12 protein-coding genes are annotated in these 13,496 nt (G+C 69.7%); all 12 read right to left on the bottom strand.

All coding sequences use genetic code 11. The features are described 5' to 3' along the window. Positions 1–7: 7 nt before the first annotated feature. A complete protein-coding gene (gene mraY, locus HMPREF1868_RS02795) occupies positions 8–1,042 on the bottom strand; it encodes a phospho-N-acetylmuramoyl-pentapeptide-transferase (RefSeq protein ID WP_062530147.1) in 1,035 nt (344 codons plus the stop codon). Further along, the gene (gene murF / locus HMPREF1868_RS02790; RefSeq protein WP_062530145.1) at positions 1,042–2,490 is read right to left on the bottom strand and encodes a UDP-N-acetylmuramoyl-tripeptide--D-alanyl-D-alanine ligase; all 1,449 of its coding nucleotides are present in this window, start codon (positions 2,488–2,490) and stop codon (positions 1,042–1,044) included. The genes mraY and murF overlap by 1 nt, the downstream gene beginning before the upstream one ends. Before the next feature lie 31 nt (positions 2,491–2,521). Further along, entirely contained in the window at positions 2,522–4,234 is a 1,713-nt protein-coding gene (locus tag HMPREF1868_RS02785; protein ID WP_231782236.1) for a peptidoglycan D,D-transpeptidase FtsI family protein, read from the bottom strand. Between the two features lie 73 nt (positions 4,235–4,307). Continuing rightward, positions 4,308–4,820, bottom strand: a complete 513-nt coding sequence (locus HMPREF1868_RS02780) for an FtsB/FtsL family cell division protein (RefSeq protein ID WP_062530139.1) — start codon at positions 4,818–4,820, stop codon at positions 4,308–4,310. A gap of 173 nt (positions 4,821–4,993) precedes the next feature. Next, on the bottom strand, positions 4,994–5,950 hold the full coding sequence (rsmH, locus tag HMPREF1868_RS02775) for a 16S rRNA (cytosine(1402)-N(4))-methyltransferase RsmH (RefSeq protein WP_082719491.1): 957 nt from the start codon (positions 5,948–5,950) through the stop codon (positions 4,994–4,996). 24 nt (positions 5,951–5,974) lie between these two features. Then, on the bottom strand, positions 5,975–6,406 hold the full coding sequence (locus HMPREF1868_RS02770; protein ID WP_009279434.1) for a division/cell wall cluster transcriptional repressor MraZ: 432 nt from the start codon (positions 6,404–6,406) through the stop codon (positions 5,975–5,977). Between the two features lie 646 nt (positions 6,407–7,052). After that, on the bottom strand, positions 7,053–8,015 hold the full coding sequence (locus HMPREF1868_RS02765) for a site-specific tyrosine recombinase (RefSeq protein ID WP_062530133.1): 963 nt from the start codon (positions 8,013–8,015) through the stop codon (positions 7,053–7,055). A 1-nt stretch (position 8,016) separates the two neighbouring features. Then, the gene (locus tag HMPREF1868_RS02760; RefSeq protein WP_062530132.1) at positions 8,017–9,684 is read right to left on the bottom strand and encodes a CTP synthase; all 1,668 of its coding nucleotides are present in this window, start codon (positions 9,682–9,684) and stop codon (positions 8,017–8,019) included. Positions 9,685–9,812: 128 nt separating this feature from the next. Then, positions 9,813–11,453 carry a DNA repair protein RecN gene (locus HMPREF1868_RS02755; protein WP_062530130.1) on the bottom strand — a complete coding sequence of 547 codons (1,641 nt, stop codon included), beginning with the start codon at positions 11,451–11,453 and terminating at the stop codon, positions 9,813–9,815. Then, entirely contained in the window at positions 11,453–12,301 is an 849-nt protein-coding gene (locus HMPREF1868_RS02750) for an NAD(+)/NADH kinase (RefSeq protein WP_062530128.1), read from the bottom strand. The genes HMPREF1868_RS02755 and HMPREF1868_RS02750 overlap by 1 nt, the downstream gene beginning before the upstream one ends. A 66-nt stretch (positions 12,302–12,367) precedes the next feature. Next, complete coding sequence (locus HMPREF1868_RS02745) at positions 12,368–13,228, bottom strand: TlyA family RNA methyltransferase (protein WP_062530126.1); 861 nt, start codon at positions 13,226–13,228, stop codon at positions 12,368–12,370. A gap of 1 nt (position 13,229) precedes the next feature. Next, entirely contained in the window at positions 13,230–13,496 is a 267-nt protein-coding gene (locus tag HMPREF1868_RS02740; protein WP_062530125.1) for an exodeoxyribonuclease VII small subunit, read from the bottom strand.

Raw genomic sequence — 13,496 nt, 5'->3', positions numbered from 1 at the left:
GAGCCTCCTAGCCCAGCTGGAAGTAGAGAGCGAACCCGAGCGCCGCGAAGGCGGCCGAGACGATCCAGAAGCGGATGACCACGGTGTCCTCCGCCCAGCCCTTCTTCTCGAAGTGGTGGTGGATGGGCGCCATGAGGAAGATGCGCCGGTGCAGGAGGCGGAAGCTCAGCACCTGGCCGATGACCGAGAGCGCCTCGATCACGAAGAGGCCGCCCATGACCAGCGAGGTGACCTCGGTCTTGGTGAGCACGGCGAGGGCGGCGAGGGCGGCCCCCAGCGCGAGCGAGCCCGTGTCGCCCATGAAGATCGAGGCGGGGTGGCAGTTGTGCCAGAGGAAGCCTATGCAGGCCCCGGCGATGGAGCCGGCGAAGACCGAGAGGTTTATCTCGTCGTAGCGGAAGGCGACCATGGCCATGGCCAGCATGACCACGGCGATGCAGCCGCCCGCCAGGCCGTCCAGGCCGTCGGTGAGGTTGACGGCGTTGGAGAGCCCCGCGAAGAGCAGGAAGACGAAGAGGACGTAGAGCCAGGGAATCTGGAGGAGGAAGCCCGACCTGAGGGTGATCACCGTGGTGAGGACGCCCAGGTTGACCGAGCCCCCACCCGGGAACTCCACCCAGGGGGCCACGCCGCCCAGGTTGACGCCCACGAGGCAGAAGGCGACCGAGATGACGCCCAGCCCCAGCATCTTCTGGCGCGGGGTGAGCCCCAGGGAGCGGCCGTGCGCCACGCTCTCGATGTCGTCGAGGAGCCCGATGGCCGCGGCGGCGAGGGTCGCCAGGACGGCCATGACCAGGTCGATGGTCCAGGAGGCCTGCAGGGCGCAGGTGAGCACCGTCCCCACCAGGATGACGGCCCCGCCCATCGTGGGCGTGCCCTGCTTCTGCAGGTGGCGCTGCGGCCCGTCGGCCCTCACCTGCTGGCCCACGCCCTCGTGGCGCATGAGGCGAATGAAGGGCGGCAGGAGCAGGCCCGTCACCAGGGCGGCGATGCCCACGGCGAGGAACACCTGATAGGTGGGATAGCTCGGGTTGCCAAGCATCAGGCAAGCACCCCCTTGACGAAGCGGTCCAGCCCGACGGAGCGAGATCCCTTTGCGAGGACCAGGTCGCCCTCCCCCAGGACGGGACCGATGATGCGCACGGCCTCCTCGGCCGTGGGGACCAGCTCGAGGCGGTCCTCGGAGAAGCCCATTGTGCGTGCCGCCTCGGCCATCTGCGCCGCGGCCTCGCCGCCCACGAGGACGAGAAGGTCGGGACCCTTTGCGGCGGCGTAGGCGCCTATGTAGCCGTGCAGACGGGCGGACTCGTCGCCCAGCTCACCCACCTCGCCCAGCACCGCCACGCGCCTGCCCTCGTGCCTCATGGAGAGGAGCACGTCCAGGGCGGCGGCGATGGAGCTCGGGCTGGCGTTGTACGAGTCGTCGATCACGCGGGGGCGGCCCGGGGCGGTGACGACCTCGAGGCGCATGTGGGTCTGGGGCATGGTGGCAATGGCGTCCGCAGCCTCGGCGCGGTCCACTCCCAGGCGGTCGGCCACGGCCATGGCGAGGAGGAAGTCCCAGACCACGTGGCGGCCCGGGGTCCCCAGGGTGACGCGCCTCTCCCATCCGTCCGGGAAGGTGAGCGAGAGGGACGCACGGCCCTCCTCGTCGAGCTCGACCCGCTCAGCGCGGGCGACGCTGCCCTCGCCGGGCCCCACGTAGGCGACCTCGACGCCGGCGGGCCGGGCGTACTCGCCCTCGATGAGGGGGGCGAAGTCGTTGTCGCCGCAGAGGACGAGGCAGGAGGCGGGCACGTGGCCGGCCTCGGCGGTGGGGCGCATGCCCTCCAGGATCTCGGCCTTGGCGCGGGCGATGTTCTCGCGCGAGCCCAGCATGCCGATGTGGCTCGTGCCCACGTTGGTGATGAGGGCGAGGTCGGGCCTGGCGCAGCGCGTGAGGCGCGAGAGCTCGCCCTTGTGGTTCATGCCCATCTCGGCCACGACGACCTCGTCCGTCGCCGAGGCGGAGAGGAGGGTGAGCGGGAGGCCGATGAGGTTGTTGAAGTTGCCCGCGGTGGCGTGGACCCTGCGCCCCGTGGCGAGCGCGGCCGCGAGCATGTCCTTGGTGGTGGTCTTGCCCACCGAGCCCGTCACGCCCACCACGACCCACTGGGGGTTGCGCTCCCTCCAGAGGCCAGCGAGGCGCAGGAGGAACTCCTCTCCGTCGTCCCCCTCGGCGCGCAGGAGGGCGCAGCCGCGCTCGCGCGCTGCCGCGACGGTCGCGGCGTCGGGCTCGCGGGTCATGACGACGCAGGCCGAGCCGGCCTCGACGGCAGGGGCGGCGAAGTCGTTGCCGTCCACGCGCTCGCCGGCAAAGCAGACGAAGAGGGAGCCGCTGCCGAGCCGGCGCGAGTCGGTCTGGACGTTGGTCACAAGCTTGGACGGGACCGCGACGAGCGCCTTGGCACCCGTCGCGCGAACGACGTCGTCAACCAGAAGTTCGAGCATGCGTCACTCCTCCATAGGGCAGATGTGCCACCTAGTTGGTGGGTGCGACGCCCAGGTCCGAAAGCGCCTCTCCCATGATAGTAGAGAACAGCGGGGCCGCCGAGGCGGAGGCCAGATATGGAGTTCCGTTGAGACCCACGTACACCAGGACCTTCGCGTCGGAGGCGGGCGCGAAGCCGATGAGCGAGCTCACGTAGCTGTAGTCGATGTAGCCGCCCGTCTCGCCTGCCTGCTCGCCGGTGCCGGTCTTGCCGGCCACGTCGTAACCCTCGACCTGGGCGTGGACGGCGGTCCCCTCCTGGACCACGGTGCGCATCATGTCGGTCACCGCGGAGGCCGTCTCGGCCGAGACGGCCTGCCCCGCGGGTCCCCACTCCGCCTCCTGGCCGCCCTTGCTCACGAGGAAGTGGGGGGCGTGGAGGGTGCCCCCGTCGGCGAGGGCCCCCACCGCCTTGACCATCTGGACCAGAGGCACGGCCAGCGACTGGCCGAAGGACATGCTGCCCAGGCTCGCCCCGTCGTACTGGTCGAGGGTCTTGACCAGGCCGGGGACCTCCCCCGGGAAGTCGATGCCGGTGTAGCTGCCGATGCCGAAGCGGGCTATGCCCTCCGAGAAGCGCTCCGCCCCGATCACGTTCTGGGCGAGGAGGGCGGCCCCGGCGTTGGAGGAGCGGCGCAGGATCTCGCGGACGCTCATGTCCATGCCGTAGTCGCGGCCGTCGTCGTCGCTCACGTAGTCGTCCCCCACCTTGAGGTAGGCGGGGACGTCGTAGGTGGTCTCGGTGCCCATGAGCCCGTCGTCGATGCCAATCGCGGTCGTGAGGAGCTTGAATATGGAGCCGGGCTCGAAGGAGGACGAGACGGGCTTGAGGCTCGTGGCGCCCTCCTCGATCTTGGAGGTGTCCGTCACGTCGTAGAGGGGCGTCGAGCATGCCGCGATGATCTGGCCCGTCTTGGGGTCCGTCACCATGACGGAGCCGGATTCCGCGTCGAAGTCCTCCGTGCCCTTGGCGATGGTCCTCTCCGCCGCCTCCTGCACGTCGATGTCCAGAGAGATGACGATGTCGGTGCCGTCCTGGGCGGTGGAGGCCTGGGCGGACGTGCCGGCTATGGGCGTGCCCTTGGAGCCGGTCTCGAAGACGAGCTCGCCGTCCGTGCCCTTGAGCACGTCGTCGTAATAGAGCTCCAGGCCCGAGAGGCCGTCCCCGTCCGTGCCCACGATGCCCAGGACCTGGCTGCCCACGGCGCCGTAGGGGTAGACGCGCTTGACGTCATCGAGGAAGTAGATGCCGTTCGCCTTGGCGTCCCTGAGGCTGTCCTCGACCTCCTTGGCCTTGTCCGTGTCGACCTGGCGGCGCACGTAGGAGAAGCTGGAGTCGCCCCTGAGCGTCGCGAGGTAGCTGCTTGCCTCGCCCCCCAGCTTCTCGGCCAGGATGCGGGCCGCCCCATTGGGGTCGTTGACCTTCTGGGGGTTGCAGTAGATGGTCTTGCAGGCCTGGCTCATGGCCAGGACGTTGCCGTCACGGTCGTAGATGGTGCCGCGGCGCGCGTGCACCGCCACCACGTTGGTGCGCTGGGCTGCGGCGGAGGCCGCGAGGCTGGGACCCTGTATGACCTGCAGCCAGACGAGACGCAGGGCGACCACCGCGACGAGGGCGGCGAGCACCACGAACAAGGGGCGGGCGACGCCCTCGAAGCCGTCGTCGGGCCCGAAGCCGTCGTTCCTACCGCGCCGGGACGCCACGTCGTACGAGGCGCCTCTCGCTCCCGTCCGCACTAGGCGGCTCTGTTCGTTGCGTCTGTCCACGGCGAAGAGTCTAGGACTCCGAGGCAGCCGACCCCGCCTCGTCCGAGTGCTGCGCATCATCTGCAGAAGGCTCGCCCTCCTGCTGCGAGGCGTCCTGGCCCTGGTTCTGGTTCTGGTCGTCCACCTGGATGGTGTCGGTGCTGGTGGCGAAGACCATGCCGTAGTTCTGGGTGGCGATGCGGTCTATGCGAGAGGAGCGGCAGAGCGACGAGCACACGATCTGGAGGTTCTCGTTGGCGACCTTGGCCTCCTCGATGCTCTGGGAGATGCCCGAGTTGGCCTCGAGGACGCGGACGGTCGCGGTGGAGATGAGGACCCTGCTGCCCCCCAGGACGAAGACGGCCGCGATGAGGCAGAGGGTGACGCGGAAGGCCGCGACGAACTGGCTCGAGACGCCGCGACGCGCGCGGGCGTCCAGGCCGCCGCCTTCGACGACCTCGAAGGGCGCGTGGCCGCGCTCGTCGAGGCGGCGCCTCCCCTCGTTGGCGTCGAGGCTGTATGCCTCGGACCCTGCGTACCTCATGCCCTACCCCTTTTTCTGACGCGGAGTCGGCGGGCCTTGCGGCCCGCCTCCGCCCGCTCGTGCGTTTGTGCTGCGTCTGAGCTGCGATTCTGCTGCGTTGGTGCTACGTGCTGCTGCGTCGTGCCACGGTGGTGCCATGCAAGCGGCCCTAGGGCCGGTGTTGCCTTCGGGCGCTAGGCGTCGAGCTTGACCGCCACGCGCATGAGCGCGCTCCGCGACCGCGGGTTGCGCTCGATCTCCCCCTCGCTCGCCACGAGGGGCTTCCTGGTCCTGACCTCGAGTATCGGCACGTGACCGCACACGCACACCGGAAGCTCCGGCGGACATGTGCACCCCTGCGAGAGCTCCGCGAAGGCGTGCTTCACGACGCGGTCCTCGAGGGAGTGGTACGAGATCACGCAGATCCTGCCACCCGGATTCGCCCAGCGGACGGCGGCCCTAAGGCCCTGGTCCAGGACGTCCAGCTCGTGGTTCACCTCGATGCGCAGGGCCTGGAAGGTCTTGCGCGCCGGATGCCCCCCGTGGCGCCTCCCCGCCGCGGGAATCGCGGCCTTGACCACCTCTACGAGCTGGAGGGTGGTGAGGATGGGCGCCTTCTCCCTCGTGCGGACGACCTGCCGCGCGATGCGCGCGGCGAACCTCTCGTCCCCATATACGCGGAGAACCCGGGCGAGGTCTGCTTCGGTGTAGTTGTTTATGACCTCTGCTGCGGTTTGGGTGTTGTTGCCCGGGTCCATGCGCATGTCTAGCGGGGCGTCCTCATGGTACGAGAAGCCCCTCTCTGGGATGTCGAGCTGGGGTGACGATACCCCGATGTCGAAGAGGAAGCAGTCGACCCCGGGAACCTCCGCCTCGACCAAAAGCTCGTCGAGCTGGCCGAAGTTCCCCTTGAGGAAGCGCCGGTCCGCGCCGGGGACCTCGCGCTCGAAGCGCTCGGTGGCCGCGGCGAGGGCCATGTCGTCCTGGTCGATGCCAATCGATAGGCCGTCGGGCTGGACGAGCCGGGCCAACTCCACGGAGTGGCCGGCGCCCCCCAGGGTGCAGTCGCAGACGACCTCGCCTGGCTTGGGGTCCAGCTCGCGGATGACCTCCTCGAGCATCACGGGCACGTGCCGATATTCGCCTGTCAAGTGGCTCGCCCTCCCCGCCTGCGCCTAGTCGCGGAACATGAGCGCGTCGAGGTCCTCGTCGAGCTCGTCCATCTCCTGGCCGAAGCGGGACGCGTCCCAGATCTCGAGGTGGTCGATGTTGCCAACGATCACGACCTCGCGCTCGATGCCGCACTTCTCGAGGCACCCGGCGCCGATCTTGCCGAGCGCCACGCGTCCTGCGGAGTCGACGTCGACCGTGACGGTCTTCGACGAGAGCGCCCTGCGGAGCTTGTCGTCCCTCCTGCTGCGTGGGTCGAACCCGTCGGGGAAGAAGCTCTCGATCCACGCCTGGTGGCTCTGGGGGGTGAAGCCATAGATCGCGTCTCCGACGGGGACGAGGCACACCTGCTCCTCGAACTGCTTGCGGAACGGGGCGGGAAGCGTGACACGAGACTTGGCATCCAGGTTGTGCTGGTAGCTGCCAGTCAGGTACATGTCCCCCTCCCCTCTCTGCTCGCAGGGAGTCCCCCCTCGAAAACGTGAGACTAATAATAGGTCATCCGCCCCCTTTCGCAACACTTCCCTCCACTTTGGTACACCGAAGGCACCACATTTTGGGCTGAGCGGACCCGGAGTCTGGGCCATGCCCCACATATCGTGGGAACGCCCGTTCTGGGCACAAGTTCGCATGGCAAGTTGTGTAGGACCTGTGAATCTGCTGGTAGAATGCATCTTCGCAGGTCAGATAGGGTGTTTTTTTCAGACGAGAGGAGCCTGCGGCCTCGGTGGGACGAGGTGTGGAGTGGAGTGCGGACGGGGGCCGGGCGGCGTAGGGGCTGGGCGGTGCCGGAGCCGCGGCACAAGCAGGAAGGCAGGCAAGAAGGCAGACTCTCTCGCTTGTCGGCAGTTTTGGAGAGGGGAACCACCGACAAACGGGCCGACATGGCACGCTCACGTCCAGGACAGCCCACTTGTCGGCACTTTTGGAGAAGGAAGCCACCGACAAACGGCCGGCAATGACACGCTTATGGCCAGAACAGCCCGCTTGTCGGCACTTCTGGGGAGGGGAACCACCGACAAACCTGCCTCACCGCGCAGCGCATGCCCCGACGCCACCCCCCTGCCAGGCGCTCCAGCGCGACTACCCCTCCCGCAGGCCGGCCCTCGGATGGGCCTGGAGGTAGGCCATGCGCACGTGGGTGCGGTCGACGTGCGTGTAGAGCTGGGTGGTCGAGACCGACGCGTGCCCCAGGAGCTCCTGGACCATCCTCAGGTCCATGCCCCCCTCGAGCAGGTGCGTCGCGTAGCTGTGCCTCAGCGTGTGGGGGTGGAGTCCCTCGATCCCCACCATGCGGCCGTAGCGCTCGACGAGCGCGTGCACCGCCTGGCGCGTGATGCGGCTCCCCCTCTGGCTCAGGAACACGGCCGGTCCCGGCCGGCCGTGCGCGGCGAGCAGGGGCCGCCATTCCTCGAGGTAGCTGGCGAGGGCCCGCGCCGCCGTTCCCAGTACCGGCACGACCCGCTCCTTGGAGCCCTTGCCCATGACCCTGAGCAGCTCCTCGTCCAGGAGCACGTCCCTCAGGTCCAGGCCGCAGAGCTCGGAGACGCGCAGGCCGCAGCCATAGAGCAGCTCCAGGATGGCCTTGTCGCGCCGGAAGGCGGCCACGTTGCTGCGGTCGGGCTCGCCCGTCTGGCGCGCCTTGGGCCTGGGGTCCACGCGGAAGGGCTCGTCGAGGAGGCGTGCCGCGTCCTCGCGCGATATGACGTCCGGCAGGCGCTCGGGCTTCCTGGGCAGCGCGAGGTCCGCGGTGGGGTGGTTCTCGCAGATCTGCTCGGCCACCATGAAGCGATGGAAGCCCTTCATGGCCGAGGCCGCCCTCTGCACCGAGGAGGAGGCGAGTCCCATCTCGTGGAGCTCCCTCACGTGCGCCTCCGCGTCCTCCCTCGTCACGTCGTCGGGCGCGACCACGCCGCGCTTGGCCAGGAAGGCCAGGTAGCGGTCGAGGTCGCGCCCGTAGGACTGGATCGTGTTGCGTGAGCTGCCTCGCTCGATGGCAAGGTAGGCAAGGTAGTCCCGGCAGGCCCTGTCGAGGCTCGCGGCCAAACTACGCCTCCTTGGCCCCTGCGTGCAGGGGTTCGACGGCAAGACGGCCGCAGCCCTCGTGGTGGGCGATCGCGGCACGCACGAACTCGCGGAAGAGCGGTGCCGGGCTGGTCGGGCGGCTCTTGAACTCGGGGTGAGCCTGGATCGCCACGAACCAGGGGTGCACGTCCTCGGGGAGCTCGACCATCTCGACCAGGCGCTCGTCGGGCGAGAACCCGCTCAGGCGAAGGCCGGCCGCCTCGAGCCTGGCGCGATAGGCGTTGTTGACCTCGAAGCGGTGGCGATGGCGCTCGTAGACGAGCTCCTCCCCGTAGGCCTCGCGGGCGAGGCTCCCCTCGCCCAGCTTGCAGGGATAGGCACCCAGACGCATGGTGCCGCCCTTCTCGGTCACGTCCTCCTGGTCGGGCATGAGGTCGATCACGGGATACTCGGCGTCGGGGACGAACTCGGTCGAGGTCGCCCCAAGCATGCCGCAGACGCTGCGCGCGAACTCGCAGACCGCCACCTGTAGGCCCAGGCACACGCCCAGGTAGGGGACGAGCTGCGTGCGGGCGCGGTGGGCCGAGAGGATCTTGCCCTCTATGCCGCGCAGGCCGAAGCCGCCGGGGACCAGGATGCCGTCGGCGCCGCCCAGGACCTCGTCCGCGTTGGACTCGTCGAGCTCCTCGCCGTCCACCAGGTCGATCCGCACGTGACGCCCATAGAAGACGCCCGAGTGGTGAAGGGCCTCGATGATGGAGAGGTAGGCGTCGGGCAGCTGGGTGTATTTGCCCACGACCTTGACGGTGACGACGTCCTCGCGGCGGTTGGCCTCGTGCATGGCGTCGGTGAAGCGGCCCCAGTCGGCCAGGTCGCGCTCGCGGGGCTCGAGGCCCAGGCGCTCGAGCACCTTGAGGTCGAAGTCCTGCTCGGCGAGGTGCGCCGGCACGTCGTAGATCGAGGGGCAGTCGGAGTTCTCGAAGACGCAGTCCTCGGCGACGTCGCAGAAGCTCGCGATCTTGGCGCGGATGGAGGCGTCGACCTCGTGGTCGGAGCGGCAGACGATGAAGTCGGGCTGGATGCCCATGGAGCGCAGCTCCTTCACGGAGTGCTGCGTGGGCTTGGTCTTGACCTCGTGGGCCGCGGCGATGTAGGGCACCAGGCTCACGTGGATCACGACGCAGTTGCCCACGCCCTTCTCCTTGCGGAACTCCCTGATGGCCTCGACGAAGGGCTGGCCCTCGATGTCGCCGATGGTGCCGCCGAGCTCGGTGATCACCACGTCGGCAGAGGTCTGCTCCTCGACGCGCAGGAAGCGCTCCTTGATGGCGTTGGTGACGTGGGGGACGACCTGCACGGTGCCGCCCAGGAAGTCCCCGGCCCTCTCGCGCGAGATGAGCGACTGGTAGATGGCGCCGGTGGTGAAGTTGGACTCGCGGGTGAGGTTCTCGTCGATGAAGCGCTCGTAGTGGCCCAGGTCGAGGTCGGTCTCCTTGCCGTCCTCGGTGACGAAGACCTCGCCGTGCTGGAAGGGGCTCATGGTGCCCGGGTCGACGTTGAGGTAGGGGTCGGCCTTCTGCATCATGACCTTGTAGCCCCTGGCCTTGAGGAGCCTTCCCAGAGAGGCGGCGCAGATGCCCTTCCCCAGGGAAGAGACGACGCCACCGGTGACGAATATGTGCTTGGTCATAAGATTGGGCCTCCCGCAACGAGTCGATGTGACTTATCCACGGGACTCGATTGTACGACGGGTGGTACGCCCGTCGGGCCTATGGAGGATTTTTCACAAAGCGCGAACGCAGGCGAGAGGGGCTGCGGCTAACGGGCCCGTCCCGCGGCCGCGGCCTCGAGCATCTGCCGGGCGTGGGCGAGGGACGCCTCGCTCGCGTCGCCCGAGAGCATGCGGGCGACCTCGACGACGCGCTCCTCCCCCTCGATGGGGCGGATCGTGGTCTGCGGGAGCGCGCCCTCGCTCTTCGACACCAGGTAGTGGCGCTCCGCCATGACCGCCACCTGCGCCAGGTGGGTCACGACGATGACCTGGTGGCTGCGGGCGAGACGGGCGAGGACCTGCGCCAGGGCGACGGCGGTGCTTCCGCCCACGCCCGCGTCCACCTCGTCGAAGACGAGCGTCTCCGTGCCGTCCGCCTCGCCCAGGACCACCTTGCAGGCGAGCATGACGCGGCTGACCTCGCCGCCGGAGGCGATCCTTTTGAGGGGGCGCGCCGCCAGTCCCTCGGCGGGGCGGTACATGAGCTCGACCGAGCTGGCCCCCGCGGAGGTCCACTGGGCGCGCGGCAGCCTCCTCAGGGCCACCTCGAGCCGCGCCGTCCCCATCTCGAGGTAGGCCATCTGCTCGCAGACGGCGCGGGAGAGCTCGGGCGCCGCGGCGGCGCGCAGCCCGTCGAGGGCATCGGCGCGCCGCGCGAGCTCCGCCTCGGCGGCGTCGAGCGCCTCCTGCGCGCGGGCGACGAGCCCGCTGCCGTCGCGGGCCGCGTCCACGAGCTCCGCGGCCTTGCGGCGCCGCTCGAGGACGTCCTCCATGCGCGGGCCGTAGCTGCGCAGGAGCCCCTGGAGCTGGGACATCCGCGCCTGCATGCGCTCGAGCGAGTCCTGGTCGAAGTCGAGGGAGTCGCGGTAGCGCCTGAGCTCCGAGGCCACGTCCTCCACGTCGATGAGGCTGGACTCGAGCCGGGAGGCAAAGCCCTCGAGCCGCTCGTCGTAGGCCGCCGCGTCCCTGAGCTCGGACACCGCGGAGGCGAGCGCGTCAGAGACGCCCTCGTCCCCCAGGATGGACTCGTGCGCCCCTCCGGCCGCCCTGAGCAGGGACTCCGAGTGCTCCGCCATGGGGAGCTGCTGCTCGAGCTCCTCGAGCTCCCCCTCCGCGGGCCCCACCTCGTCTATGCGCCTGAGGACGAAGGAGGCCTCGTCCACGCGCTCCTCCGCGGAGCGGCTCATCTCGACCACGCGCTCGAGCTCCGCCTTCGCGGCGCGGGCGTCCCTGAGAGCCTGCGCGTAGGACTCCCGCGCGCTCGTCACGCCCTCCCCCGCCCAGCCGTCCAGGAGGTCGACGTGGCTTGCCACCTGGAGGAGCCTCTGGTGCTCGTGCTGCCCGCAGAGGTCGATGCTCGAGCCCACCCCCTCGGCGAGCTCTCGCACCGAGGCCATGCGGCCGTCCAGCTGCACCCTGCCGCGGCCGCTCGACTCGACCTGGCGCCTCACCACGACGCCGTCCCCATCGCCGCCCGTGAGGAAGAGCCTGCCTTCGACGACCAGGCAGTCGCTCCCCTCGCGCACGGCGCCGGCGTCCGCCCGCTCGCCCATGAGCAGCTTGATGGACGAGAGCAGCGCGGACTTGCCCGTGCCCGTCTCGCCCGTGAGGACGGTGAGGCCCGCCGCGGGCTCGATGGTGGCGTCGTGGATGAGCGCCACGTCCTGCACGTGGAGCTGGTCGATCATCAGCGGTTCTCCCCGTAGAACACGCGCGAGACCGACTGGTAGAAGCTCTTCGAGCTGCGGTCCAGGAGGATGATGTCGCCCGGGCCGCGCCTCACGGTGGCGCGCACGCCGCGCGGGCCGCAGTCCATGGGCTGTCCGTCGGAGAAGAAGAGGCGCTCGGCATGGCGCTCGGGGCTGATCGCGATCTCCACGACGTCGGAGGGCGCCGTGAGGAAGGCGCGGGCCCTGATGGAGTGCGGCGCCACGGGCACGCAGACCATGCCCGAGAACTCCGGCGTGACGATGGGCCCGCCCGCCGCGAGGGCGTAGCCCGTGGACCCGGTGGCCGTCGCCACCACGAAGCCGTCCCCCCTCAGGCGCTCGATGTGGTGCCCCGAGACCGCCACGTCGAACTCGATCATGTCCCCCCTCACGCCATGCGTGAGCGAGAGGTCGTTGAGCGCGAAGGAGCGCTTCGACTCTATGCTGCCGTCCGGCAGCTCGAACTCGACCTCGATGTCCAGGGTCGCGCGATGGGACGCGTGGAGCTCGCCCGCGAGGGCGTTCGCCACCGTCTCGATCATGTTGGATGGGCCGCCCGCCGTGAGGAAGCCCAGGTGCCCGTACGAGAGACCGAGGAGGGGTATCTCCTGGTAGCCCACGATGCGTGCCGCCCTCAGCAGCGTTCCGTCGCCTCCGAGCGAGACGACCAGGTCCACGCCCTCGGTGCTCACCACGCGACCGGGGAAGAGCTTCTTGTCGTGGGCCCACTGCAGCTCGACGCCCTCCCCCTCGAGCCACGCCGCAAGGCGGCTGGCGCCCTCCACGGCCTCGGGACGGGAGTAGTTGGGAACGAGCAGCACCTTCATCCTTGACACCCCTCATTTGGAACGCGTGTTCGGTCTTTGCAAGAGTGTAGCACGGAGCCGGAGCGCCTATCCAGTCGCGCCGGGACCGGGCGCGCGGTCGGCGTGCCGCGTGCCCGGCGCGTCCCACGCGACGCCGGCGGCGCGCGCCGTCTCGGCAACGACGCCGGCGAGGTCCAGCTCCGCAGGCGACGTGCCGCGCGTGCCCAGCAGCAGGAACTCCCTGTTGCCCTTGTGTCCGGCGATGGGGCTCGCGCAGCAGCCACGAGGGGCGAGGCCCCTCTCCTCGAAGGCGGAGGCGACCTTGGCAAGCGCCCAAAGCCATACCCCGGGGTCGCCCACGACGCCGCCCTCCCCCACCTGGGAGCGCGCGGCCTCGAACTGTGGCTTGACCAGCGTGAGGAAGGAGCCCTCGGGCGAGAGGAGCTCGCACACGGCGGGCAGCACGGTCGTGACTGAGGTGAACGAGACGTCACAGACCGCGAGGTCGACACGCCCCGCGCGCTCGGGCGAGGGGACGTCCACGATGTTGGTGCGCTCGAGGAGGGTGACGCGGGGGTCCTGGCGCAGCGTCCAGTCGAACTGCGCGTAGCCCACGTCCACGGAGAGCACGCTCGCGGCGCCGCGCTTGAGCAGGCAGTCGGTGAAGCCACCGGTCGAGCAGCCCACGTCCAGGCAGGCGAGCCCGGTTGGGTCGACCCCGAAGGCGTCGAGGCCGCGCTCGAGCTTGAGGCCGCCGCGGCCCACGTAGGCGATGTGACCCCTCACGTGGAGGGGCGCGTCGGGCGCGAGGAGCTCGCCGGCATGGTCGAGCCTCCGGTCGCTGGTGCTGACGTCGCCCGCGAGGATGGAGCGCAGGGCGTCCTGCGCGTTGGAGAAGAGGCCCCTCTCCACCAGGAGCTGGTCAAGGCGGCGACGGCCCCGGCCCATGCTAGTCCCCGCTGGTGGTCGGCTCTGCCTGCCCGTCACCCGCCGCCTGGGGCGCGTGGGAATCGGCAAGCTGGGCCTGCTCGCGCGCGGAGAAGTCCGTCGCGTCGACCAGGTCCACCGCCTTGGAGCCCAGGGCTATGGCCTCGTCGAAGAGGTCGAGCGAGCGCTCGAGGGAGGTCTCCTTGTCACGGACCAGGTCTATGATCTGGTCGAGGCGTCCGCTGATGTCCTCGAAGGACTCGTACGCGGAGGTGTCCGGCTTCGCCAT

Origin of the sequence: Olsenella sp. DNF00959, from assembly GCF_001553055.1 — a bacterium.
Lineage (GTDB): Bacteria > Actinomycetota > Coriobacteriia > Coriobacteriales > Atopobiaceae > Olsenella_I > Olsenella_I phocaeensis.
The sequence above is the reverse complement of the archived record's forward strand: the minus strand, read 5'-3'. Positions and strand labels throughout refer to the sequence as shown.

What these genes read in the sequence shown, in the direction of transcription:
- mraY (WP_062530147.1), bottom strand. Translation starts at nt 1,042, where the DNA reads ATGCTTGGCAACCCGAGCTATCCCACCTATCAGGTGTTCCTCGCCGTG.
- murF (WP_062530145.1), bottom strand. Translation starts at nt 2,490, where the DNA reads ATGCTCGAACTTCTGGTTGACGACGTCGTTCGCGCGACGGGTGCCAAG.
- HMPREF1868_RS02780 (WP_062530139.1), bottom strand. Translation starts at nt 4,820, where the DNA reads ATGAGGTACGCAGGGTCCGAGGCATACAGCCTCGACGCCAACGAGGGG.
- HMPREF1868_RS02770 (WP_009279434.1), bottom strand. Translation starts at nt 6,406, where the DNA reads ATGTACCTGACTGGCAGCTACCAGCACAACCTGGATGCCAAGTCTCGT.
- HMPREF1868_RS02760 (WP_062530132.1), bottom strand. Translation starts at nt 9,684, where the DNA reads ATGACCAAGCACATATTCGTCACCGGTGGCGTCGTCTCTTCCCTGGGG.
- HMPREF1868_RS02755 (WP_062530130.1), bottom strand. Translation starts at nt 11,453, where the DNA reads ATGATCGACCAGCTCCACGTGCAGGACGTGGCGCTCATCCACGACGCC.
- HMPREF1868_RS02750 (WP_062530128.1), bottom strand. Translation starts at nt 12,301, where the DNA reads ATGAAGGTGCTGCTCGTTCCCAACTACTCCCGTCCCGAGGCCGTGGAG.
- HMPREF1868_RS02745 (WP_062530126.1), bottom strand. Translation starts at nt 13,228, where the DNA reads ATGGGCCGGGGCCGTCGCCGCCTTGACCAGCTCCTGGTGGAGAGGGGC.
- HMPREF1868_RS02740 (WP_062530125.1), bottom strand. Translation starts at nt 13,496, where the DNA reads ATGGCGAAGCCGGACACCTCCGCGTACGAGTCCTTCGAGGACATCAGC.